At 57.2% G+C, this 23,252-nt stretch carries 18 protein-coding genes, 6 tRNA genes and 1 rRNA gene; 8 read left to right on the forward strand and 17 right to left on the reverse strand.

The window, feature by feature from the left end; all coding sequences use genetic code 11:
- Nucleotide 1 precedes the first annotated feature (1 nt).
- The 7 genes from B5G42_RS14110 (at nt 2) to B5G42_RS14140 (ending at nt 855) form a co-directional block, all read left to right on the forward strand.
- A tRNA-Glu gene (locus B5G42_RS14110) sits at nt 2-76 on the forward strand.
- Between the two features lie 128 nt (nt 77-204).
- A 5S ribosomal RNA gene (gene rrf, locus B5G42_RS14115) occupies nt 205-320 on the forward strand.
- A gap of 41 nt (nt 321-361) precedes the next feature.
- Nucleotides 362-437, forward strand: a tRNA-Asn gene (locus tag B5G42_RS14120).
- 64 nt (nt 438-501) lie between these two features.
- Nucleotides 502-578 (forward strand) — tRNA-Ile (locus B5G42_RS14125).
- 3 nt (nt 579-581) lie between these two features.
- Nucleotides 582-657, forward strand: a tRNA-Trp gene (locus B5G42_RS14130).
- A 41-nt stretch (nt 658-698) separates the two neighbouring features.
- Nucleotides 699-775: transfer RNA gene (locus tag B5G42_RS14135), tRNA-Asp, on the forward strand.
- A gap of 4 nt (nt 776-779) precedes the next feature.
- Nucleotides 780-855 (forward strand) — tRNA-Thr (locus B5G42_RS14140).
- Between the two features lie 207 nt (nt 856-1,062).
- Here B5G42_RS14140 and B5G42_RS14145 read toward each other — a convergent pair.
- The 7 genes from B5G42_RS14145 to B5G42_RS18500 all read right to left on the reverse strand — a co-directional run bounded on the left by B5G42_RS14145 (nt 1,063) and on the right by B5G42_RS18500 (nt 9,746).
- The gene (locus B5G42_RS14145; RefSeq protein ID WP_087271584.1) at nt 1,063-2,388 is read right to left on the reverse strand and encodes a site-specific integrase; all 1,326 of its coding nucleotides are present in this window, start codon (nt 2,386-2,388) and stop codon (nt 1,063-1,065) included.
- A 79-nt stretch (nt 2,389-2,467) separates the two neighbouring features.
- Nucleotides 2,468-3,685, reverse strand: a complete 1,218-nt coding sequence (locus B5G42_RS14150; protein WP_162611109.1) for a Rep family protein — start codon at nt 3,683-3,685, stop codon at nt 2,468-2,470.
- Nucleotides 3,686-3,814: 129 nt separating this feature from the next.
- Entirely contained in the window at nt 3,815-5,233 is a 1,419-nt protein-coding gene (locus B5G42_RS14155; RefSeq protein ID WP_087271590.1) for a hypothetical protein, read from the reverse strand.
- Between the two features lie 5 nt (nt 5,234-5,238).
- Nucleotides 5,239-5,598, reverse strand: coding sequence for a hypothetical protein (locus B5G42_RS14160; RefSeq protein ID WP_087271593.1), 360 nt, complete (start codon nt 5,596-5,598; stop codon nt 5,239-5,241).
- Nucleotide 5,599: 1 nt separating this feature from the next.
- On the reverse strand, nt 5,600-5,857 hold the full coding sequence (locus B5G42_RS14165; RefSeq protein ID WP_162611110.1) for a hypothetical protein: 258 nt from the start codon (nt 5,855-5,857) through the stop codon (nt 5,600-5,602).
- Nucleotides 5,858-6,288: 431 nt separating this feature from the next.
- Nucleotides 6,289-8,091, reverse strand: coding sequence for an S-layer homology domain-containing protein (locus B5G42_RS14170; RefSeq protein WP_087271599.1), 1,803 nt, complete (start codon nt 8,089-8,091; stop codon nt 6,289-6,291).
- Nucleotides 8,092-8,930: 839 nt separating this feature from the next.
- Complete coding sequence (locus B5G42_RS18500) at nt 8,931-9,746, reverse strand: hypothetical protein (protein WP_206406196.1); 816 nt, start codon at nt 9,744-9,746, stop codon at nt 8,931-8,933.
- A 125-nt stretch (nt 9,747-9,871) separates the two neighbouring features.
- Between B5G42_RS18500 and B5G42_RS14180 the strand changes: the two genes are divergently transcribed.
- Nucleotides 9,872-10,261: a hypothetical protein gene (locus B5G42_RS14180; RefSeq protein ID WP_087189109.1), complete on the forward strand. Its 390-nt coding sequence runs from the start codon at nt 9,872-9,874 to the stop codon at nt 10,259-10,261.
- Between the two features lie 132 nt (nt 10,262-10,393).
- On the opposite strand, the gene B5G42_RS14185 is transcribed toward B5G42_RS14180, so the two are convergent.
- The 10 genes from B5G42_RS14185 to B5G42_RS14230 all read right to left on the reverse strand — a co-directional run bounded on the left by B5G42_RS14185 (nt 10,394) and on the right by B5G42_RS14230 (nt 23,252).
- Nucleotides 10,394-13,399 (reverse strand): serine/threonine protein kinase, encoded by a 3,006-nt coding sequence (locus tag B5G42_RS14185; RefSeq protein ID WP_087271602.1) that lies wholly within the window; start codon nt 13,397-13,399, stop codon nt 10,394-10,396.
- A gap of 40 nt (nt 13,400-13,439) precedes the next feature.
- Nucleotides 13,440-14,147: a PP2C family protein-serine/threonine phosphatase gene (locus B5G42_RS14190; protein ID WP_087271605.1), complete on the reverse strand. Its 708-nt coding sequence runs from the start codon at nt 14,145-14,147 to the stop codon at nt 13,440-13,442.
- A gap of 12 nt (nt 14,148-14,159) precedes the next feature.
- Nucleotides 14,160-14,912, reverse strand: a complete 753-nt coding sequence (locus tag B5G42_RS14195; RefSeq protein ID WP_087271608.1) for an FHA domain-containing protein — start codon at nt 14,910-14,912, stop codon at nt 14,160-14,162.
- An 11-nt stretch (nt 14,913-14,923) separates the two neighbouring features.
- Nucleotides 14,924-15,289 (reverse strand): STAS domain-containing protein, encoded by a 366-nt coding sequence (locus tag B5G42_RS14200; protein WP_087271610.1) that lies wholly within the window; start codon nt 15,287-15,289, stop codon nt 14,924-14,926.
- A gap of 77 nt (nt 15,290-15,366) precedes the next feature.
- Nucleotides 15,367-15,585 (reverse strand): hypothetical protein, encoded by a 219-nt coding sequence (locus B5G42_RS14205; protein WP_087271613.1) that lies wholly within the window; start codon nt 15,583-15,585, stop codon nt 15,367-15,369.
- A gap of 133 nt (nt 15,586-15,718) precedes the next feature.
- Nucleotides 15,719-18,277, reverse strand: a complete 2,559-nt coding sequence (locus B5G42_RS14210; protein WP_087271615.1) for an NHLP bacteriocin export ABC transporter permease/ATPase subunit — start codon at nt 18,275-18,277, stop codon at nt 15,719-15,721.
- A 14-nt stretch (nt 18,278-18,291) separates the two neighbouring features.
- Nucleotides 18,292-20,439: an NHLP family bacteriocin export ABC transporter peptidase/permease/ATPase subunit gene (locus tag B5G42_RS14215; RefSeq protein WP_087271618.1), complete on the reverse strand. Its 2,148-nt coding sequence runs from the start codon at nt 20,437-20,439 to the stop codon at nt 18,292-18,294.
- Nucleotides 20,436-21,266, reverse strand: a complete 831-nt coding sequence (locus B5G42_RS14220; RefSeq protein ID WP_140399860.1) for an HlyD family efflux transporter periplasmic adaptor subunit — start codon at nt 21,264-21,266, stop codon at nt 20,436-20,438. Before B5G42_RS14220 ends, B5G42_RS14215 begins: the two co-directional genes overlap by 4 nt.
- 13 nt (nt 21,267-21,279) lie before the next feature.
- A complete protein-coding gene (locus B5G42_RS14225) occupies nt 21,280-21,774 on the reverse strand; it encodes an RNA polymerase sigma factor (protein WP_162611111.1) in 495 nt (164 codons plus the stop codon).
- Between the two features lie 206 nt (nt 21,775-21,980).
- Nucleotides 21,981-23,252: a zinc ribbon domain-containing protein gene (locus tag B5G42_RS14230; protein WP_087271628.1), complete on the reverse strand. Its 1,272-nt coding sequence runs from the start codon at nt 23,250-23,252 to the stop codon at nt 21,981-21,983.

Genomic DNA, 23,252 nt, shown 5'->3' on the forward strand with positions numbered 1-23,252 from the left:
TGGCCCGTTGGTCAAGCGGCTAAGACGGCGGCCTCTCACGCCGCAAACGTGGGTTCGATTCCCGCACGGGTCACCAATTTTTTAAAAATTGGTCTTGACAGTGAGAACAAAATAGAATATAATGACTTATCGTTGAGAAGAACGGTAAGGAGAAGAAAGTTTTAAAAGTTTCTTTTGCTTACTTTTCTTTTCAAAGGAAAGTAAGTTGGTGTTGATTGCTGTGAGGGTCCACCCGTTCCCATCCCGAACACGGAAGTTAAGCTCACCTGCGCCGAAAATACTTGTCTGGAGACGGACCGGGAAGATAGGTAACGCCAACACAAAGAAGGGTCTGGTCTGACCAGACCGGGCCCTTTTACATTCCTCCTTAGCTCAGTCGGTAGAGCATGCGGCTGTTAACCGCAGGGTCGTTGGTTCGAGTCCAACAGGGGGAGCCAGACAATGTGGCTCGCCGCCACAAGCGTGACGGCGAGCCTCTTTTTAAGACAGTTGGATCGGTATGGGCCTTTAGCTCAGTTGGTTAGAGCAGCCGGCTCATAACCGGCCGGTCCACGGTTCGAGCCCGTGAAGGCCCACCATTTAGGGGTATAGCTCAGCTGGTAGAGCATCGGTCTCCAAAACCGAGTGCCGAGGGTTCGAATCCTTCTGCCCCTGCCAAACAAATATTCAGCCTTTGCTGTGGATATAGATATCACGATGGCGCGGTAGTTCAGTTGGTTAGAACGCCGGCCTGTCACGCCGGAGGTCGAGGGTTCAAGTCCCTTCCGCGTCGCCATTATGCTGCTATAGCTCAGTCGGTAGAGCGCATCCTTGGTAAGGATGAGGTCGCCAGTTCAAATCTGGCTAGCAGCTCCACGAAAACCGCTTAAATCTTCGGATTTAAGCGGTTTTTTCTTATGGTTTTATTAACTTTTTCAGCCATTTTGATAGTGGGGAAAAGACCTCGTAGCTAAAATATGGGGGCTTTTCCAACTGAGAAACCAACTTTTCGGGCCTTTGATGGGCCGGAATCCGTTGCGCCGCAATGGTTTCCGGCTTTTTGCCTTTCCAACTGACCACCAACTATGCGGAGTAGAGCCGGTCAACAGCGGCGACCGCTTCGGAGGAAGTTTCCCGGCCCTTTACATAGTATTTTAGGGTCATGGCCGACGTGGTATGCCCTGCTGCAGCTTGGGCAAGTTTAATGTCTTTGGTCTGGTCGTATAGGTCCGTCAGAACAGTGGTGCGGAAGCGAATCGGGGTGATATTTTCCGCGAAGCCGGTATCACGCTGGATGCGCTGACACATCTTGCGGACTTGCGTGTAGGACAGGGGCTTGTCCCCGCCGAACAGAAATGCGCCCGCCGATTCCATTTGTTGCAGGTAGGGCACGGCCAAGGAGGACAGCCCGATTGTGCGGTGACTGCTCTCCGTTTTGGTGTCCTTGACCTCCGGCTGGTTGCGGGTGGGATGGGTCACGGCCCGCCGGATATGGACTGTCATGTTATCGCAGTCAATATCTTCGGGAGCCAGCCCCAACACTTCTTCCAAGCGGAGAGGGTGGAGGGCTTGTAAGGCCATATACGCCCGGTCTACGGGGTTTTGAATATCCCCGATATGCTGAATCAGATAACGCATCTGCTCCACGGTGTAGGGCGGCGTGGCCTTGCTTGCCTTGCCGGTAATTTTCACCCTGCGGGATTTTAGAGGGTTTGAGGAAATCAGCTTATCTTCCACGGCGGCGTCCAGAATTTGATTGAGTACCATCCGGGCCTTGTCCTTGGTGGTTTTGGCCCCGCTCATGCTGTTAAAAAGGCGTTGAACCTCGTCCGGGCCGATGTCCTCGACGGCCAGCTCGTGGAAAGCGGGGATGAGATAGGCCCGCAGCTGACGCTCGTATGTGGTGGCCGTCACAGTCGCCACAGTGGGTTTTGAGTAAACATTGAACCAGTTCCAGGCGTACTCGTAAAACGGGTGTTTCTGCGGTTCTGGGGCCGTGCCTGACAGCTTTATCACCTTTTCAGCAAACTCCTGCATGGTGTCCGCAGTGATCCACCGCTTTACGCCGTTGATGGTGATATGCTGATTGATTTTGTGCTTTGCCATCTCGGAATCTCCTTCCAGAGACGGCATACAATCCGACTGTGCTATGCAGTTGTCAAGGTGCCGCGGCTCTTGGGACATAGGGGGTGAGCCGTCCGATTCCCTAACATCATTATAGCACGATTTCACAAGTTTTTCAATGAAATTACCCAAAACGCCTTGAAAAATCAGCACTTTTCCGCTAACTTCAATGCTTTCGATTTCAGAAAACAAGGGATTTTTCAAGAAGTTTTGGGGGTCCAGTTTGAGGACTTCGGAGGCGTTGACGATGGTGCAAACATCATCCGAAAGGGGAATAAAGAACATAAAAAACACTCCCAAAGTGTGCCATGCGCGTTGTGCAGGGCAAAAAATACTGCATCAACTGCAACACGGGCTGGAAGTGTTATGTGAACAGACTTGCAAATAACTTTGCAGAATCGGGGGCCGATGTAGGATTGTTTTGCCCGGAATATGGGTTTGGCGTCCGCATAGAGACAATTTCATAATGCCCTACTTCGCGTTCATTTGATTTCATCTGGTAAATAAAATCCTGTTCCAGTTGAATCGTCACACCGATGCGGCGGTCAAGCTGATCAAAGTCATCTTCGCCTTGGTCGGCAAAGGACGCTTTCTGAACGTCAAAATTGTATTTGACCAGTGTTGAGAACTGTTCCAACCAAAATTCATAAGGGGAGTAAGGGGAAGTCACGATAATCAGATCGGCGGCAAGGGCCTTGTCGGTATATCGCGCGGGAGCATTTACCCCGGTGCGGATACTGAACGGGTCCAAAATCTGCAGTAGATCTTGGTAGGCCATGACTTTGGGGCGCATCTCGTCCAGTATGATGGTGTGTTCCCCGGAATAGTTTTGGAAAGTATCCCGGCTGGAACCAGCCATAAAGTATGGCTGATTCGCCTTTTCTGCCAATGTGCGGGCCATATGGGTTTTGCCTGCACCGGCTTCGCCATAGAGCCAAATAACAGTCAGTTGCTTGCCCTGCGCAATCATTTCTTTTCGCCACTCGTCCGCAAGGTTGCGGAGCCGTTTAGCCCAAACATCCTCGACTTGCCGCCGGTATCGTCCATACTGTGCCCCGGTCATACGCTTTTCAACCTCTTCCTTTGTCATGATGCCAAGATACATAGCGTTCAGCAGGTCTTCGATTTTATAAGCGCCGCTTTCGGCCTTAACCTTGGCTTGTACCAAATTGGCCTCAATCGTCTGCATCAGTCCGGCAAAGTCAAAATTGGCCGTTACCTCGCTCGGGTCATACTGGTGTTTGCCCTTTGCCTTAGCCGCTTTTGTTCTATGGAGCAGATACGCAAAACCATTATTCACGTCTCCATTCCACTTGGTAATGTATTGCGGGTTATCGCCTAAATGTTTTGCCGTTGCGGCGATACTACGGGCATTTTCAAAGCAAAGCATGACATGATAGCCAGGGGCTTCGGGTGTGCCGTCCTTATTGGTGTCCTTGTCATGCAGGATGATGGCATACCTCTGTGGCTTTAGCTCGTTTTCGATAACGGCTATCATCTTGTCCTTGTCCGCGATTTTGGCGGGGAGGTGCTTCACTTGCTGGACATACATCATATTTTTGCATCGGATTGTTTTTCCCATGCTTGCGCACTTCCTTTGGCTTGCGATTTTTGACACCGTGACACTGTGATATGGCCGGGCTTGTAACAAGCCCATAAGCCCGGCCATATCAATAGTTTCGGGTCACTTGACACTTGACACCGCCCCCGCCTATGTTTCACTCGGCGGGGGCGGTGCCTCTGCCGGGGAATCCGCATAATACAAGGTCAGCAACCGGCCAAGTTCCTTATACACGGGGAAAGCCATCAATGGGAAATGCACATACGAAACGGCATCATGCTCCCCGTCTGTACTGGAAAACCACGCATCGCCGGGGCCGTACACGCGCTCGGGCATTGTGTCCAACTTGGTCTTGTCCCACATCAAAAGGCCCTCCGACCGTGTAGGACGGAACAATATCCGGGTGGACATAGCCGACCGAAGCATCGCAGGCAGACCGCCCTCTTGGACGCTTGCCTCGGCAATCGAGATTATCACATAACAGCCAGCAGACGCGCCCATGGTGACAATACGCTTGATATAGGCATCAAAAGTGGCAAGGCAATAGTCCGGGTCATCTTTTCCCGCTTTCGTCGGTAGAATTGCCCGTAAAGAAACATACTCGTCAACAAACAGAAAAGACGGGTGCATCCCGGCGTCCCACCACTTAACGGCATTTCCCTGTTGTTCGGACAGATCATTAAGTACACGCTGACGGCGGGTAATAGATATAGCAAAGTCCTTGATTGCGTCCAAAATGCCCCGTGCCTCGCCGTCCTCGTCCAAGGCCACCACATGAGGCAGACGGCTTAACTCCGCCTGTTTGGGGTCGACGATGATGACCTCGCTGCCGTACTCGTCGCGCCCGCATTGTAGGGCCTGCAACAATAGGGCAATAATGCCCGTGGTTTTGCCGGAGCGCGTCTTGCCAGCCACCAGCATGGAGCCGGAGGTGGTCAGATCTATCTCCGTCCCGGCCTGCACCTGCAGCTTGGTCGGGCCACGGGGCCGCATTTTCTCAACGGTTGCAAAGGTCAAACTGCGGTCAAGCATTACATCTTCCAGGCGGAAAGTCACCTTATCAAAGGCCACGCCGGTGTCCATCTGCGTAACAGCGTACCTTATATATCTCCCGTTGAGCGCGGAAGAAATGGCAGACGCGGCCCCGGCTATGGTTTCCACGGTGACAGCCCCCGCCGAAATCGTCAGGTCATACACGCCGGTATAGACCTCTTTGCATTTTACAGCCGGGAGCAATTCTCCCTCCCGCAAGCGGAGGGGGTTGCCGTGGGAGGGATGGCACAGCGCCCGCCGGACTTTGCGCTGAATCTTGGCGCGGTCCGGCGTGAGAACATGGACAGCCGCCGCCGCGATCACCGCGCCGATGCCGACACACGCGACCACGGCGGCGGCCTGTCCCACCATGCGCACGATTGCACCCACCAGAGGCCCATCAGCGGCGGGAGCCAGCCCCCGGAATCCGAGGGCCAGCATACCCGCCAGCAAGAGGGCTACACTACCAGCCACAAGCAATATCACGCCGGGGGAGGCATAGGCCAGCGGGCCGACCTCGCGGCGATAGGTGCGCATGGGTATCAGCCCTTGGCCGCGCCGACAACCTTAATGTCATCGACGGTGATAGATAACTGATTGCGAAATTCCCCGTACACGGTGCCCACAGGGTTGACCAGTTCTACAACAGCGCCGATAGGGATATTCAGTCCCATCTTGCCGGGCACTTTTACCGTGATTTTTTCGTACCTGTTACAAATCGCGGTTCCATCGGCCTTGGGCTTATACGGGGTCTTATCCTCGGTGATTACAGTAATCACCTTGGTGCCTGTTACCTGCTTCGTTTCGTAGTCCTTGAGCGGGCCACAGGAGGTCACGGTCAGCACCTTGTCGCGCAAAAATGCGCCACAGTCAAACCGAAGATACTGAGCCAAGCCGTACATATCAATCACGTCCTTTCTGGCGTTTGACTTGCGTAGTATCAACGGGCAAATGCACAGGATATTGGTCCTCCCAGCGGGGCAAATCGCCAAGCGGGAGGCTCAAAGCCTCGTGCAGAATGACATTCAAACCAGCAATGACGGCCCGCAGGTCGTAGCGGTGGTTTATCACATCGAAGTCATTGGTATCAACTGCAACAATGTAGGTGCCGTTGGCCCAGCCGTCAAGATACGCGATGGCGTTCCGCAGCTTCTGCTCCATGGTGCGGTAGCGAAGCGGATTGCAGACAGCGAACGGGCAATCATGGCACTGCGACACATTGGAATTACATTTGGAATCATTGGGAAACAAGGGGGTCACACTACTCATACAATTATTGGTACACATGATAATCACCTCCTTTCCTTGCTTGCATCATAACATATATAATTTGCTTTGAAAAGTGATATTTTTGTAATAAAATTATTACAATCGTCAATTTTTTAAGCGAAAAAGTTATAAAATCAAAAATTGAAAAAATAAAACTGCGGCATATATGCCGCAGTTTTTGGAGAGGATCGCGAACAATCGTTCGATAATGTTCACAACTCGTAAAATCTGGAAATTTTACAATCAAAATTTTGTAGAAATGCACAAAGACAAGTCCCCCATGCACCGTTGTCGGTACATGGGGGACTGTTGTGTTATGGCATTTAGCCACCCTGACCCGCACGCGCCCAGTTGTTGTCGATGCGCATGAGCGTAACGATACTCTGTTCGATGGTGTACGGGGATTTCGCCGAGAAAGTGGTGCCGGTTGTCCCGGTCATGGCCCCGACGCCGTACACGGCACGAACGCCATCGTAGGCCCAGTCCGCGATTTCATCGGTGAAGGGCAGGTTCTCAGCATACCAGACGGTCCACCCGGTGCGGCCTGCGTCATCGAAGGCTACAATCAGTTTCTCCATCAGACGAGTCAGCATGGTCGCGGCTTGCTCGCGGGTGATGTTGTCATTGGGTCCGACATACACGCCGGCACGGGTATCGGCACTGTTGTATCCGCCGAGGATTCCGAGCGTGTAGGCCTTGGCCATGTTGGTGTCGCCGGAGCAGTCTGCGAACACATCGTCGCCGGAGTTGACGGGGATGGTGTAGTCTTCGCCGGTGATGTCGGACATCAGGGTCTCGTAATACCTGACCGCGAGTGCGGCAAACTGTCCACGGGTGATGGCCTTGGTATAGTCACTGCCCAGCAGGTCAGTGACAGCGGGCTGATACCCGGAGACATCAGGGTCGTCATCGAGGTAGCCCATGCGGATGGCTGTAATAATGTCCTCAGCGGCCCAGTTGCTGTAAGTGACGCTGGTGGCAACAGGGGTCTCGGGCTCGGTCACGGGAGTTTCCGTGACCGTCCCGGTGTTGGAACCGTCGTTCCAGTTGGACTTCAAGGATGCGGTCTCGAAGTTGAACACATCGCCGATTTCACGAGCGGTTTCGGTGCCGCCCATCTCGACGGGCAGGTACGCCAGCGCCCAATCGGGCAGGTTCATAGCCTGTACATACTGCTTCGCCTGAGCGTACTGGGACGCAACGGTGGATGCATCGGGCCATACTTCAACATCTTCGATATAGGGATTGTCGGGACGACCTGTGAATGTGGGCATGCCGATGCTCACGCTACCCTTGCTGGCAGGGGTGTACTCGGTGAAATCCAAGCGGTCGTTACTGCTCAGGTATGCGATTTTATCGGCTGTGGCTGGAACGGATGCGCTTTCGGTGTCACCATAAAATTCGCCGCTGGTTTCGCCGGCACATACGATTGCGTAATCAAGGTCGCTGTCCTCGATGATGCTGTTGAACCCGCTGTCGAGGCAGATGATGTTACGCAAATTGTCACAGCCAACGAACAGGGCACGCACTGCGTTGTAGTTGATATTGTCGCCGATGATGACGGTCTCGATGTTGGGGTTGTTGCGGAACGGGGTGATTTCTAACTGGGAATGTTCGAAGTTCAGGAAGTTCATCTGGGTCATGGACTTTCGCGCGTTGAACTGCATGGTTTCGTCGGCATTAGGGCTGATTTTGGCTTCGACTTCTGTGTCAGTCCAGTCGTTGGTAATGACCAGCACGCCGTCATGGAGCACCCACTTGATGTTCCCAATGGGACGCAGTTCGTCGAGCGTATGGGTTTCTCCGGTGCCGCCTGTGATAGTGTCATCAATACCGTTGATGATGGCATATGCGCCGGTGGCTCGGATGCCCGTGTAGAACGAACCGTAACCGCTTCCAGACGCAGAACCGGGTGCTCCGGATGTGAAGATAAGGTCATTGTACAGGTCACGGGCCGCAGGGTCGGTCAGGGTCAGGTTGCCACCGAGGGTCGTGTTACCCTTGATGTAACCTTCATACAGAATGTCGTTGTAGCCGAGCGCACCGCCGAAGGCGGTAGTGGTCAGAATGGGAACCATCAAAGCAAACGCGAGGGCAGTAGATAACGCTTTTCGCCAATTTTTCATGGGCGGGTTTCCTCCTTATATATTATAATGAATGGGCTTGTGTGCCGTATGTTCCCCAGCAGAGCGGCCCTTGGGGGCGGGACTTCCCGGCCCCCGTGGGCACTTCCTGCGGGGCGAACAAAAGGGCCGTGCAGGTATGTATGTCCCTGCACAGCCCGAAAGCACACAAGCCCATTTTTCAGAGGATTAGCCTTGTAAAAGGGGAAGAATCCTTATATAATGGGTATGGCGCAGTTTTACTGCTGTGTGGGAGGCGCTTTCTCCTGCATAGGGGCGTGGGGTGTTCCCGCACCTCACGTCCTGCCCTTATTATTCGCCTTGATGCTATTTTAGCCCATATCCCCCTTGAGTGCAAGCGGTTTTTTCGGACTTTACACTGTTCCGGGCCGCTTTTTTTGTTGTTCAGAGGGTGGTGGTGCTGGTCGTCGTCGGCTGGGTGGCCCGCCACGGACGGGGCCGGGGTGCATATCGACGGCTGGGAGCAAGGCGGAGAATAAGGTGGGTTCCGCTCCATACAATTCCCCGCCGTGGGGCTGGTGGTGGCTTGCCGCCTTGTCCCCGTGGGAATTGCGTCGCTTTTACGCCTGCGGGCGTAGGATGGTTGAGGACTGCACAGCCGCCGGACGTATGCCGTCTTGTATAAAATATATAGTTTTTATTTGTGCTTTTTGTGCAAAATCACCTTTGGTAAGGATGAGGTCGCCAGTTCAAATCTGGCTAGCAGCTCCAAAAACCCTTGAAAGCTTCGGCTTTCAAGGGTTTTTTGTTGTAAAAATTGAAGCGCACTGGACAGGAAGCATTTCCTTTCCAGTGCGCTTTTTTTGATCCGCCGCGTGGGCTTACATTGCAGTATGGATCTGGAAGGTGATGCCCAGCTGCCGGAGCATGGACTCCACGTGGCAGGCGGTGCAGCCCCCTTCCGCCCAGTCTGCTAGGGCCTCCGGCAGGGTGCGGTTTGGATTCAGGGACTTTTGAAGCCGCTCTCCCTGGGACGCCTCCAATCCATAGTGATACTCCTTCTCAGCCTCCACGTCGATGCTGTAGCGCTCCACTGTGCCGCGCTGGTCATAGAACACAGAGAGGAAGAAAGGGTGCTCCAGGGAGAGGGGAAGGCGCTTGTGGAACAGACCCAGGGAGGCATGGAACCGGTCGTCCTCCAGCATGGCCTGGGCCATGCGGTACTTGAGAACCCGCCGTCTGTCCCGGGCGGTGACTACGTTCAGACGAGTGGTGTCGCTGTTGTGGGTCAGGTCTGCCAGCTTCACCCGGCGGGCGATGGGATTGCTGCGCAGCCGGACCACATACTCCAGATAGGGGGTGTGTTCGTCATGGGTCAGAAGCCCAAGGGCCTCCAGTACCGCCTCCGGGAACCCCTCATCCCGCAGATCGGAGATGGTATAGTGGGAGTCCTCCACCACGTCGTGGAGCAGAGCTGTGCACACCTCCTCCTCCGTTTCCAGCTGCTCGGCCAGATGGAGGGGGTGGATCACATAGGGCAGTCCGCTTTTATCCGTCTGGCTGTTGTGGGCCGCGAAGCAGATCAGCAGGGCCTTTTTCGTCAGAGGTGTATATATCAGCCCTACGGGGCGCAGAGGCGCCATGGGCGCGCTTTCCAGGGGACTGGTGATGCTGTTGGAGTCGTGGTTTATGCTCATGTAGCAGCCCTTCTTTTTTTGCTTGAATTTTGTGTAACCACTGTAACAGTTTTGCAGGTCACGGGTATATATAGGCAGAACAGGCAAAGCAATACATAAATACAATTTATAAGGAGGACACAGAGATGGAGATGCAGAAGAATTTTTCCGAGCAGGACGTGAAGGACCTGGAACTGTTTGCTGACAAGCTGGAGCAGGCGGAGGACGAGGCTGCTGTAAACAGCATCCTGAAGGAGTACGGCTATGATACCGGTGCCAAGTCCGGCGATGAGCTGGGAGAGGCCGATCTGGAGAATGTCACCGGAGGTGTGACCGAGTTTTCCGCGCTGAAGTGGCTGCTGAAAAATACTGACTGGGGCAAGCTGACCTGGAAAGGCACCAAGATGGCTGCCAGATGCCTGTACGACGCCGTCAGATATGGCGATCCGTACCGGACTTACAGTGAGAAGGAAGTCCAAAAGGTCAGCAAAGACCTGGATGAGGCCATTCCCAATTGGATCAAGAAGTTCAGCTGATCCGGAACGCCGGTCTCTGTTGGGGCGGGGCTGTTTGCCCCGCCCCTTCTGCTGCGGTCTGGTTTGGACGGCGCAGGTGGTTAAATGGAGGTGTTGTAAGATACAACACCTCCATTTTGTGTCTGTCTGGGATCACCACCACGCAGTATACTCGCAGAATGTGCGGTCCGGCGATCCTTTTTTCTCCAGGAAGAAGGGATCATCTTCGATGAGAGACTGCAGCTCTTCCAGATATTCCTCCATACGGCCGCCGGTAAAGATCCCGCCGCCTGTGACATAGCCGGGCAGGATGCTGCCGGTGCCGTAGGTTTTGCTGAACCAGATGCGCGCCCGCTCTTTCAGCACGTCATTTTCGTCGATAAAATAGAGATACAGGCCGTCGGCGGGGGAGTGCTCCAAATCAGACTGCTCATATAAGGCCTTGGTCAGCGCTACTACCTGGGAGGCGAAGTTCTTGCCTGTGTTCATGTGCAGATAGACCCGGATGTTCATTCCGTCGCTGACCACTTCCATCTGCTCGTACTGAGCTGCGGCATCACAGTTCTCAATGTTGTCCCGCACCTGCTTGGTCAGGTCGCCGTACTGCATGGAGAAGTTGGCATCGTCAAAGGCAACGCCGTTCTCGTCCTCGTTGCACTGGTACTGGGCCGTACTTGCCCCGGAGGGCAGATTGACGTCCTGGGAAATGGCAGTCAGCAGCTGCACCAGCCAGCGTTGCTCCTCTCCGATGGGCTGATTGTCCCAGAAGCAGCCCTGATCCAGGGTCACCACCGTGCCGTCGGCCCCATCCTCCAGGTCGCAGGCAAGCCAGGGAATGTTGTTGACCTTGAGATAGATCTTGTCATACCCGGCGTCCTGAGCCAGCTGGAGGAAGTTTGCCAGGTCCTCCTCACTGCTGCCTGCCGTGGCCTCCAGGGCGTAGGTGCCGTCCGGGCGGCTGATCCAGTCCAGCTGCCGGACATATAGATTGTTTAAGCCGGCGCTGAGATAAAAGGTAACCTGCCTGAATTCCAGCAGCTGAAGCAGCGGGATACTCATATGTTCAGCGCCGGTTTTTACCACCATCTGATAGGTATCCCCGGAGCAGATGGTACCAAATGCGTATTCCTCACCCAGAAGGTCCAGGCGGCGCTTCATGGCGGCGCAGGCGTCGGCCCACCGGCCTTCCCCGGGGAGGGCATCGCTGTCCACCCAGGGATAGAGCAGGGTGACGGTCTGGCCGGTCACCTGGTCAGGGGAGCGCTGGAAGGTTTCGGCCTGATTGCCGGTGTCCGGAGTCTCCCACGCTGCCTCGTAGTTTACATCCAGCTGGTAGTAGAAGGGGTTTGGCAGGGGCTCCTGGGACAGGTTGTGCTGAAGCAGCCGGGCAAATGCCGCGCCGTCCGTATTGGTGATGTAGAAGGTCCGTCCGTCCCCCGCTGAATAGAGATAGGTGTACCAGAGATTGGAGGAACTCTCAATATCCTGGGCCAGGACCATATTGGTGCCCCATTGGGCCATTTTATCCCGGTTTTTCTGGACAAATTCCTCGGTGAATACCAGCTTCTCCAGGCCGCCCTTCTCCAGGGCCTCCGCCAGATCGGGCGGGCTGCAATCCTCCGGCGCCTGGGTCTCAATGGTGATGGATTCCACATCGGAGGGGGTCACCCGGATGGAATCGCTGCGGTCTGTCTGGTATTCCTGGAAGTTGATCAGACTGAATTCCATGGGCCGGCTGATGTAGCACTGCATGGTCTTTTCCAGCCCCAGCGGCTCGATCACCGAGCGGGGCAGGAACAGCTTGATCTGATCGTCCTCCACCGCAAAATCGTAGGGCTGGCCGTCGCAGAGGAGATCGATCCGTGCCTCTACCGTATCCGCCGCCTGAGCAAAATCGTGGACGGGCATCTCCTCGTGGGCGGTCAAAATGATCCGCATATAGTTGCCCGAATCGATATCCGCCTGGCTGACGCCGCCATTGCGTCCGGTTCCCTGGGGGATGAACCGGCTGGCCCCCCAGATCCCTGCGGCCAGCACCGCCACGGCCAGCACCGCGGCCAGCGGCCGCAGCCATTTTTTTCGGGCTTTTTGTTCCGGGACCGGCTGAGGTTCCGGCGGGGTGTGGTGGGGGTCGGGCTCTGCGCGGCGGGGAATGGGACGGGTCACATCGTCGTCGTCATCCAGCTCCAGCGCATGATTTTCCCCTGCGGGCCGGAAGAGCATCTCCTTCATCTCGCCGATGGTCTGGAACCGGTCCCCGGCCCGGACGGCCATTCCCTTTTTCAATACCGCCTCCTGCAGAGCGCTGATCTCTACCCCCAGTTCGGAGGGCCACTTCAATTCATCCAGCTGGGCCCGTTCCAGGGCGTCGTCCGGCTTCAGACCGGTGATACAGCAGTAGATGGTGGCGCACAGCGCGTAGACGTCGGTCCACGGCCCCTGATGGCCTTTGCTGCGGTACTGCTCCTCCGGGGCGAAGCCCGTCTTGAGGATCACCGATACGCTGGTGTTGCCGCTGAGGTCCAGCTGCCTGGCGGCGCCGAAGTCCATCAGTTTGACGGTGCCGCTCTTCAGCAGCATGATGTTGTCCGGGCTGATATCCCGGTGAATGATGCCCACCTGGTGGATCTTTTCCAGCGCGTCCATGACGGGCCGCATCCGTTCAAAGATATCGTCGGCAGAAAAGCGGGTCAGTCTCAGAATGGAGCGCAGGTCGTGTCCGTCCAGGTACTCCATGACGATGTAGGCGGTGTTGTTGGCTTCAAAAAAGTCCCGGACCGTAACCACGCCCGGGTCATCTGCAAACTGTGCCAATGCCCGGGCCTCGCTGAGAAATTTTCGTTTTCCTTCCTCGATGGAATCCACCTGTCGTTGATCAGAGATGGTGATCTCAGGGGAAAAAGCCACGTTTCGGCTGGCGATCCCGCTGGGGTAATATTCCTTGATGGCTACCCGGGTATCCAACAGCAGATCCCGGCCAATGTAGGTAATGCCGAATCCACCCTGACCCAGCGAACGTCCCACCAGATATCTGCCGTTCAGTTTGCTGCCGGGGCGAAGGTGGTGGAGCAGCTCCGTATCCCCGCCCTGATATCCGCAGTGGGGACACACATCCGCTCCGCCGGTGGGCAGCATACAGTGTAAGCAGTAATCTGTCATATCCTGTATTCTCCTTCTCTTAACACGGTTGCTCCCGCGCTCACCGGATGAGCATGGCGATGGCGGAATGGTTGTCTCCGGTGTGGGCGCCCCGGACGGCAAGGCGGGCGCGCATGGCCTCCAGCCATTGCAGGGCGGTGGAGGCGCCGGAGAGGTCGTATGCCATCTCCGACTCCTGGATCTTCTCCCAGAAACCGTCGCTGCACAGGAGCAGCCCGTCCCCCGGAGCCAGCTCCAGATGGGCAATATCCACCGTCACATCATCCTGTGCGCCCAGGGCGCGGGTGAGCCGGTGGCGGTCCTTGCAGGTGCGCAGCTCGGCCGGGGTGATGTCGCCGGCCCACAGGGCCAGCTGGGCGGTGCTGTGGTCCCGGGACTGATACAGGATACTGCCTTCCCGGAACTGATAGATCCGGGTATCGCCCACATTGGCGGCCAAAGCGGCCCGGCCGTCAAACCACACGGCGGCCAGGGTGCTTTTCATGCCGGAGGCCTGGCGCTGCTCCCAAATGAGGGTGTTGGCCTGCTCCACAGCCCCCCTGAGGGCGACCACCGAGACGGGCTTGCCCATGATGCCGCCCCCCACTGTCTGGACGGCCAGCTGGGCCGCGGCCTTGCCGCCCTTATGCCCGCCCAGACCATCTGCGATCAGGCCTGCCATGGTGTCGCCGCTCTCCAGCAGCGCAACGGTGTCTTCATTTTCCTTCCTGCCGCCGATATCCGAATAATAGGATGCGCTGACGTTCATGGGGAGGCCTCCTTACTCTATGACGTCCACAATAAAGGTTTCCGTACCCAGCTCCAGCACATCCCCGCTCTTGATTTGGAACTGCTCCTCCTCATCCAACTCCCGGTCGTTGACATAGACCTTGTTGGTGGAATGATGGTCCATCACGGTACAGATCCCATTTTTCAGATGAAACACCGCATGGATGCGGCTGATGCTCTCATTGTCCGGAATGGCGTAGCTGCAGGTGAGCTTTCTTCCCACGGTAAACTCGTCCTTGGAGATCTGGATGGCCTCTCCCGTAGACCGCCGTTTCAGGTAATATTTTTTGATGCTGGCCTTGGGGATGTGGATGGTCTTGCCCTCCTCCAGGCAGGGCTTCATCGCGGGCAGCTGCAGCAGGGCAAGACAGCAGGCGCCGTCGGTGTGGCAGACGGCGTAGTCCACCGCCGCCACCTGCTCCAGCTCCAGCTGGGCCTTCATGACGGGGGAGAGCTCCACCGGGTCAAGGAGCACGGCCGCCACCGGTTTGCCGCCCAGAATGCTGCGGTTGAAGCGGCTGCGAAAGCTGTGGTCCTCCACCGACTGCCGGGATAAGAAGGCCAGTATGACCTCGGCGTTTTCGGCAGCAGGGGCGTTTCCAGCAGCGGACGGCTGGTCCCAACAGAGCCTGCAGTCATTCTTTTGCAGGATCTCCAGCAGGGGGGACACCCGCTCCCAGTCGGCCGGGCAGCAGAGCGCGTAAACAAAGGGAAGGTTTTCGGTATAGTCCTCTTGCATCAACATCCACGTTCACCTCAGCTCTCAATCTCAAACAGTTCGTCAAACCCGATCTCTGCAAAGGTGGCGTGGACCGCAGGGCTCATGGCGCACAGCTTCAGCATGGAGCCGGGACGTTGGTCCAGCAGGCGCTGGACGGTGAGCAGGGCCTTCAGGCCCCCGCTGGAGATGACTTGCAAGCCGGAAAAATCCACGGCAATCCTGCTGCGGACGCAGGCCGCCGCCATCAGCTCGTCCTCAAAGGCGGGCGCCACAACCGAGGAGAGTGTGCCCGACAAACTTAGGGTTACGGTATCTCCTGATAGGGTTTCTGTGATGGAAAACAGCAGCTTCCCATCGTCCTCCTCCCAGCGCACCCGGTCCTGCTCTATGTGCCTGTTCATGTTACTAGCCCCTTCCCGCCGGCTGTCTTATTTGCCCACAATGCCGCAGACAGACTGCGGCCCCTCAGCGCTGACGCTCAATGGTTTTTGTTGTCGATTCGCTTGATAAAATCTTTGTATGGGTTGGAACTGCCTGCGGCTGTGACCAGTTCCAGCTCGTCCTCTCCCAGTTCCTCAGAGCATCCATCAAAACATTGGAGATCGGACACCCGCTTCAGCCGCTGGTCGATGGCTTTCAGTTCCTCCGGGATCTCCTCCGGCATATGGTTGATGTTTTTGATTTGATCTGGCTCCATCAGATTACCTCCCCGGGTATATGTTCTGGTCGGGCCGGTCCGGCACGGATCGCTCTGCGGCCAATCAACTGCTATGGTTGTTCTACATTGATATACACGCCAAAACCGGATCTGTTACAAGAGATGCGAATCCTTACAGGATCTGGCGGCTGGCCAGCTCATGGAAGAGCCCGCCCTGGGCCATCAGCTGTTCATAATTTCCCGCTTCCACAATATCTCCATGGTCCATCACCAGGATGCGGTCACAGCTTTGTATGGTGCTGAGCCGGTGGGCGATGACCACCCGGGTGCTGCCCATTTCCTCCAGCGCTTTGCACACCTGGGCCTGCGTCAGGTTATCCAGGGCGCTGGTGGCCTCGTCAAAGAAGAGAATGTTGGGTCTGTTGATGATGGCCCTGGCAATGAGAATGCGCTGCTTCTGGCCGCCGGAGATGGTGTTGCAGTGTTCGCTGACCATGGTCTCCAGCCCCATGGGCATCTCCTGGATATCTCTGGCCAGGCCTACCGCCTCCACCACCTGCTCCACCCGGGTTCGTCCGGCGTTGGGGGCGGTAAGGGTGATGTTCTCAAAGATGCTCCCTGAGATGAGCTCGCCGTCCTGCAGCACCACGCCGAAGTGCTTTCTCAGCTCCTGCAGGTCCAGCTCGTCCATATCCTGGTCGTCATAGTAGATCCGGCCTGAGGTGGCCTTCTCAAATCCCAGCAGAAGCTTGAGCAGGGTGGATTTTCCGCAGCCGGAAGCGCCCACGATGCCCACATATTCGCCGGGCCGGATGTGAAGGGAGAGGTCCCGAAACACAGGCGGGGTCTCCGGGTCGTAGGAGAAGGCCACGTGATCCAGGTCGATGCTGCCGGTGAGCTGGCCGGGCAGACGCTTGTCGCCGCCCCCTTCCGGCACCGTCTCCAGAATGGCCTTCACCCGCCGGTAGGTGGGTTTCAGCAGCTGATAGGAGATCAGCGCGCTGAACAGGCTGCTGATGGCGCCGGAGACCATGCCGAACGCCGAGTTAAAACCGACGAAGCTGCCCATGGTGATGGAAGCGGACTGGGCCGCGATCCAATAGATCAATACCAGAAAGATCCCGCTGCTGGCGGAGGAGAGCAGGGCGCTGAGGTTGGACAGCCGGCCCAGCCGTGTTTCCAGCCGGCGCTGCTCCATAAAAGCGCGCATATATTCAAAAATAGTCCGCTCCTCCACGCCGGCGGTTCTGATCTTCTCGATCCCCAGCAAAAACTGGAACAGGAGAGAGCTGCTCTTTCCGTCCATCTCCATGACCTGGGCCTGATAGACCATACGGCGGCGCGCCAGAAGATAGCTGATCAAGGAGAACAGCAGCGTGACCGACAGGGACACCAGAGAGAGCTGGGGAGAATAGGTGAACATCCGTATGCCGTAGAACAGGGCGGAGATCAGGCTGAGCCCCAGCCCCAACAGCATTCCGGACACAGAGCTGACCAGGCTGCCCAGTTCCATAACCCGCTGGGCCAGATCAGCGCTCTCGTAGTTGCGGAAGAAGTTTTCCGGCAATTCAAAGATCCGGTGGTAGACCGCGTTTTGCACATCGTACCGGATCCGGCTGTCCAGCCGGAAGGTGGCCAGACTTTTTACCACGGAAAAGAGCAGATTGCCCACCATAAACGCGCCTACCAGACAGCAAATCTGAAACACCATTCCCATCTGTCCGGAGGGAATGAAGCGGTCGTAGAGCATCTGATTCAAGGTGGGGATCAGCAGGCCGATAAGCGCGGACAGGATGGTCAGCCCGATGATAACCGCCAGATCGACCCGGGACAGGCAGGACCAGCAGTAGGCCGCCAGATCCTTCGCCGTCATTCCCTGAAGGGGGAAGGGGCGGTAGATGACATGGGCCTGGGGATCGCACTGCTCCGCCAGCGCTCGGGTCAGAGGGACCGCCTTTTCCCCGCTGCGGCAGAGCAGATACTTGCCCCGCCCTCTGGGAATACAGGCGGCCGGTTCCCTTTCCCGGCCAAATTGTACCATAATGGGCCCGGCATCCGCCTTATGCCAGTTTTCCTCCAGCAGAATCTTCCGGCAGGGAATGTGAGAAATGCGGGCCACTTCCTCCACGGAGACCTCCTGCCGGCAGCAGGCTGTGATCTTTTCGTAGGGGGCGATGGGGATGCGCATACGGTGGCACAGCTCTGCCATGACCTGATAGACCGGGTGCTCCCCGCTTTCCCTGGGTATGTCCTTTTCCTTGGAAAAGAAGGAGGCGATCATCTCATCGGTGCGGGCCCGCACATCCTCTTTTTCCTTGTCCGTGCGGATCAGGTAGCCGTCCTCCTGCACCAGGTTCAGGCGGTAGCGGTCCACCAGCAGATTGCCGTAAGTCTCCCGGCCGGGGTTTTCGATCCCCGCTCTGCCCAGGAATTTTTTTTGCAGGGGTCCGGTGGAGAGCCCCTCCAGACGCTCCAGCTGGGCGTGCTCCTCCGCCGGTGTTACCAGAAAGCGCCACAGGCCGCCCTCGGCGTCTGTGTGAGAAAAGGCGGGGAAAATGGTATTTTGCTCTGCGGTGCAGATCAGGGACCGGCGTCCCGGCTGTCCCTCTGTCCAGGGCACCACATAGATATGGACGCTGCCTGACAGCACCCGGTATGCGTCTGTGGGAGTTTCGGTGATGTAATATGCGCCGCCGGTCAACCCAATGAGATTGGCGGTTTCCGTCTGCATGATGCAGCCTCCTTTCAGTTCATTGACATGAACCGGCAGTAGAGTCCGTCCAGAGCCGCCAGCTGAGTATGGGAACCCCGCTCTACAATGCTGCCGCTATCCATCACCAGGATCTCATCGCTGTTGCGTACGGCGCTGAGCCGGTGGGCCACAATGATGCAGGTACACCCGCGGCGCTTGATGTTCTCAATGATCTGTTTTTCGGTGATGGGGTCCAGGGCGCTGGTGGCTTCATCCATGATGAGCACCGTGGGGTTGGTCGCCAGGGCACGGGCAATTTCCAGGCGCTGACGCTGTCCGCCGGAGAGGTTGCTTCCTCCCTCGGTGAGCCTGAACTCATATGCGCCCGGCTTTTGGGTAATCAATTCGTGGATGCAGGCGTCCTTTGCGGCGTTAATCATGTCCCGCTCCAGAACGGCGTGATTCCACATGGTCAGATTGTCCCGGATGGTACCGGAAAAGAGGGTAATATTCTGGCTTACGGTGGACACGCTGGCATGGAGCACGTCCGACGGGATCTCTTCCAGCGGGACTCCGTCCAGCAGGACCCTGCCTGCCCAGGGGCGATACAGCCCGCTGACGATTTTGGCAATGGTGGATTTTCCGCAGCCAGAGCCGCCTACCAGGGCCACCGAACTGCCGGGCTCCAGAGAAAAGGAAAAGCCGGTGACCAGGGGTTTGGCCAGATGGCTGTACCCAAAGGAGACCTCCTCCAGGGCCACCCGACCGGAGAGCTTGGCCTGAGAAAACTTCTGCACCGTGGTTTCCTGGAATTTCTCATCCACCGGATGGCGCAGGATGTCGTCTACCCGGGCGATATCGGCTTTCAGCGTCTGAATCTGCTGAATAAAGGCCACCAGCGTCTCCACAGGCGCGGAGAAGGAGGCAAACAGGGAGGTAAATGCCGACAGCATACCCAGGGTCATGTGGCCCTGGATGACAAAGACAGCGCCCACCAGCAAAAGCAGAATATCGATGAGGTTGTCCACCATTCCGGGCAGCGCCCCTGTCACGGACTGGGTCTGGCTGATGGCCTGCTCTGTGGAGGCCGCCTTGGCCTGGTAGCCCAGGACACGGGAGCTGTAGGCGCTCTCCGCGCCCGAGGCTTTCAGGGTAGAGGTAACGCTGAGACCGGCGCACACCACGCCGGTCAGTTTGCCGCTGTCCTGCTGCAGCTTCTGCACCCGGTTGGAGATCCGGCTGGCGGTAATTCTGGCGATCACAACATTGAACAGAATCCCCACCAGTCCGATGGCGGTCATCAGGGGGTTGTAGAAAAGCAGCAGCACCAGATAAAAGGCAGCCACGAAAATGTCCAGAAAAATGTTTGCCAGATCGCCGGCGATAAAGTTGTTGACGTTGTCGTTGTTGCCCACCCGGCCCAGGAGGTCGCCGGGGGAGCGCTGGGCAAAGAAGCCCACCGGGAGGCGGAACAGGTGCTCCAGCAATTCCCGGGAGGAGAGCAGCGTCAGTTTGTTCTGCATCTTCAACAGGAGTTTGGCGCTGTATGCCTCCAACAGAAGCCGGAACAGGAGGGTCAGGATGAGAAAACCGATGAACTGGTAAAACCAGGGGACGGCGCCCGCCCCCAGGACCCGGTCCAGAAACACCTGGGAAAAGACGGGTAGGATGAGACCGGGGAGGATCATCAGCAGCCCCAGACACAGCATCTGGGCCAGGGCGCCCTTCTGCCCCCGGATGCGCTGTTTGATCAGAGGAAACAGGGTGTTTTCCCGTTTGGCCTTTTCAAACTGGGGGGTGGGGTGAAAGGTGAGCACCACGCCGGTAAACCCCTCGTCCAGGTCCTCCATGGTCAGCTTGCGCCGGCCCAGGGCCGGGTCGTTGAGGTAGACAAAGGACCCCTTAAAGCCCTCCAGCACCACAAAATGGTTGAAGTTCCAGTGAATCAGACAGGGCATCTCCAGCTGCTTCAAAGCTTCCGGCTCCTTGCGGTAGCCGTGACATTCCAGCCCGAATTTGCGGGCGGCGTACATGATGTTGCGGGCGTTGCAGCCGTCCCGTGATACGCCCGTCTCCACCCGCATCTGCTCCAGCGGCACATATTTGCCCCAATAGGCACAGATCATGGCCAGAGAGGCGGCGCCGCACTCCGTTCCTTCCATTTGAAAGATGGTGGGGGTTTTGCAGTATAATCTGCTCATGAGGCCTCCCCTCCAAACATGGGAAAGACCCAGGCGATGGGGGCGCTCTGTCCCAGCGTGATCTGCACCGAGGCGGAGGAGCCTCCGTACAGGACCTGCTCAGCCCCGGCGGCGCCGGAAAAATAATATCCGCTGGCGGTGGTGCTGTCCTCCCGAAGGGTACAGGTCACCGCCACCACAGGCCCTGCGCTCATCAGCATTTCGATGGTCTGGGCGTCGTTTCCCACCACGGCGGCCATGGACTCGGCGGTGGTGTGGACCCGGTCCACACAGGCCACCTGACCTTCCATCCAGCCGCAGGCATCCCCCACGCCGTCCAGATAGATCACCGCCTCCATGCCGGGTTCCAGCTGAAGGGCGGTTTCCTGACTCACATAGCAGACCACCGACAGCCCGCTGTCACTGTCCGGAGAGATGCGGAACAGGGCTTGATTGGGCACCACATACTCCCCCGGCGCCACCAGATCCTCCCGGATCATGCCGGACTGGTCCGCCGGTACCACAACGGTCTGTCCGGTGGAAGTCAGGATCTCCGCCACCGGCGTTCCTGCCTCTACACAGTCGCCGCTGTGCACCAGAAGGGAGGACACCTCTCCGGCCGCTGTATTGTACAGGGAGTTGGCGCCATAGTCATAGGTCAAAAAGCCGTATGTATCCACCGTTGTGGGGATGCGCCCCACAAAAGACCAGATGACCACGCTGGCCGCAAGGACGGCCGCCGCGGCAATGCCCAGCCAGGACATGGGGCTTGTGAGCTTGAGCATACCATCCAGCCGGTCGGGGGAGCTGAGCCGCTCCAACGCGGTTTTGCGAAATACGCTTGTCATGGGATCATGCACCTCACAGTCCTTGGGCTTCAAAGTATTTCCGGATTTTTTCCAGGGCCCGCTTGAGGGTCACCCGGACATTGACGTCCGTCATCTTCAGGATGCCGGCAATCTCCCCCGAGGTCTTTTTATGGAAATACCGTTCTACAATGATGGTGCGTTCACGCTCAGACAGAATGTTCATGGCAGAGGACAGGGCCCGCCGCTCCTCCTCCAGCAGGATGGCCTGGGCCACAGAGGTGTCCCCGGGCAGTTCCGGGACGTTCTCATCGTCCAGGGACAGGAACTCTTTCTTGTCCCGGTAGTAGTTTTTCAGGCGGTTTTTCATAATGACATAGACCCAGGTCCCCACAGAGGCCTTTTGGGGGTCAAAGCTGTCAAAATTCCGGTAGCAAGCCACAAAGACCTCCTGGGTCAGATCTTCTGCGTCCTGGCGGGATAGCGTATGCTGCTTTACATAGCGGAATACTTTGAGATAATAGTCACGATATACCTGTTCAAAGCTCACCCGATCCACGCTCCCAGTTTCTTCAAATGATCGTTCTATGAAAATACTGGATATTTTGTATATTATTATAGCATTGCCCTTTTTCCATTGCAATGCAGAAACCCACCGATAAGGAAAGGGCCTGCTGTCTGCGATACGCAGACAGCAGGCCCTTGTTCGTCCAGATGGCAATCAGTCGGTTTGGCTGTGTGTCTATCAATATGGGTTTATCCTTCCGGATCAAGGATGGCGTTGGACAAATCAATGGGATGGTCACACTGGTTGTCCACGTCGGTGTCGTTGCCGGAAAACACGGTGCCCGCAAAGTCCAGGGTGATGTCAGTGGGTACGTTCTCCATCAGCACGGCGGTGCCGTTGTTGATGAACTGGTTGTCGTGGTAGCGGCTGTCCGAGGCGGACTGACCGGTGGCGTTGAAGTGGAGGCCTACCTCGTTCTCCATAAAGGTACACTCGGTCACATTGATCCAGGCCTCCCCCTGGGACTGGAAGCCGGTCTTGTAGCCGGTAAAGGAGCAGCCGATGGCCCAGGCCTTGGTGGGGGCGATGATGCCGGTGTTGGTGCCGTCCCCCACGAAATCCATGTCGTAGAAGTAGTTGATCCAGTAGAAGCTGGCGCTGCCGTTCATGGTTATGGAACCCTTGAGGGTGGTGCGGTCCGCCCCCTGGTCGGTGCAGCCGTAGAACTCATAGGAGCGGCTCAGGGTCAGATCCCCCTCGTAGGTCACCGGGGGCAGGTAGATGTACACCAGATCGGAGGGGGCGATGTCCTTGGCGGTCTGATCCAGCAGGGCCTGGAGATCCTCCACGGTGTCCATGGGGGTGTCCTCCCAGTGGTACTCGTGGGTGATGATGGCGGTGACGTGGATGTTCTGGCGGACCCGGATCACGTCCCCGTTTTTCATCTGAACGGTCCAGACGATCTGGGACTCCCCGGAATTGCCCGTAAAGTCCAGGGAGCAGATCATGGCGGCGTCGGGGGAGTAGTCCTCGTCATGACGGGGCTCCCCGGCGGTGAGGGGATCGGCGGCATTCTCGTCGGGGACCACCTCCACGGTGACCTGCTCCACCAGAGGCTCAAACTCCGCCCAGGCGTCGGCGCCGGTGGCGGCATCGTTGACGTACCAACGGGAGGGCCAGCGGTACTGCTCATCGGGGGAGCCCTGCTGGTAGATGTCGGGGGCGGGGGCGCAGCGGTCGTTGGGCCAGGCCACCAGCAGCTGGTAGGTCTTGTCCCCGCTCTCGTAGTACACCTCGCCCAGCGCGTCAAATTCCTGGGGCTCATAGGGCCGGTTGAAGTACCAGACTGCTCCGCCCACGGCGGCGGCCACCACCAGGACCAGCAGGCCCACCAGCAGCTTTTTCAGCAGGGGGGTGGCGGTTTTTGCCTGCTTCCGGTGGTGGATATCCTTCGCGCAGTGGGGACAGAAGGCGGCGTTTTCCGGCAGGTCCGCGCCGCAGTGGGGGCATTTGTGTTCCAT

Source organism: Flavonifractor sp. An91, from assembly GCF_002159225.1.
GTDB classification, from domain to species: domain Bacteria; phylum Bacillota; class Clostridia; order Oscillospirales; family Oscillospiraceae; genus Flavonifractor; species Flavonifractor avicola.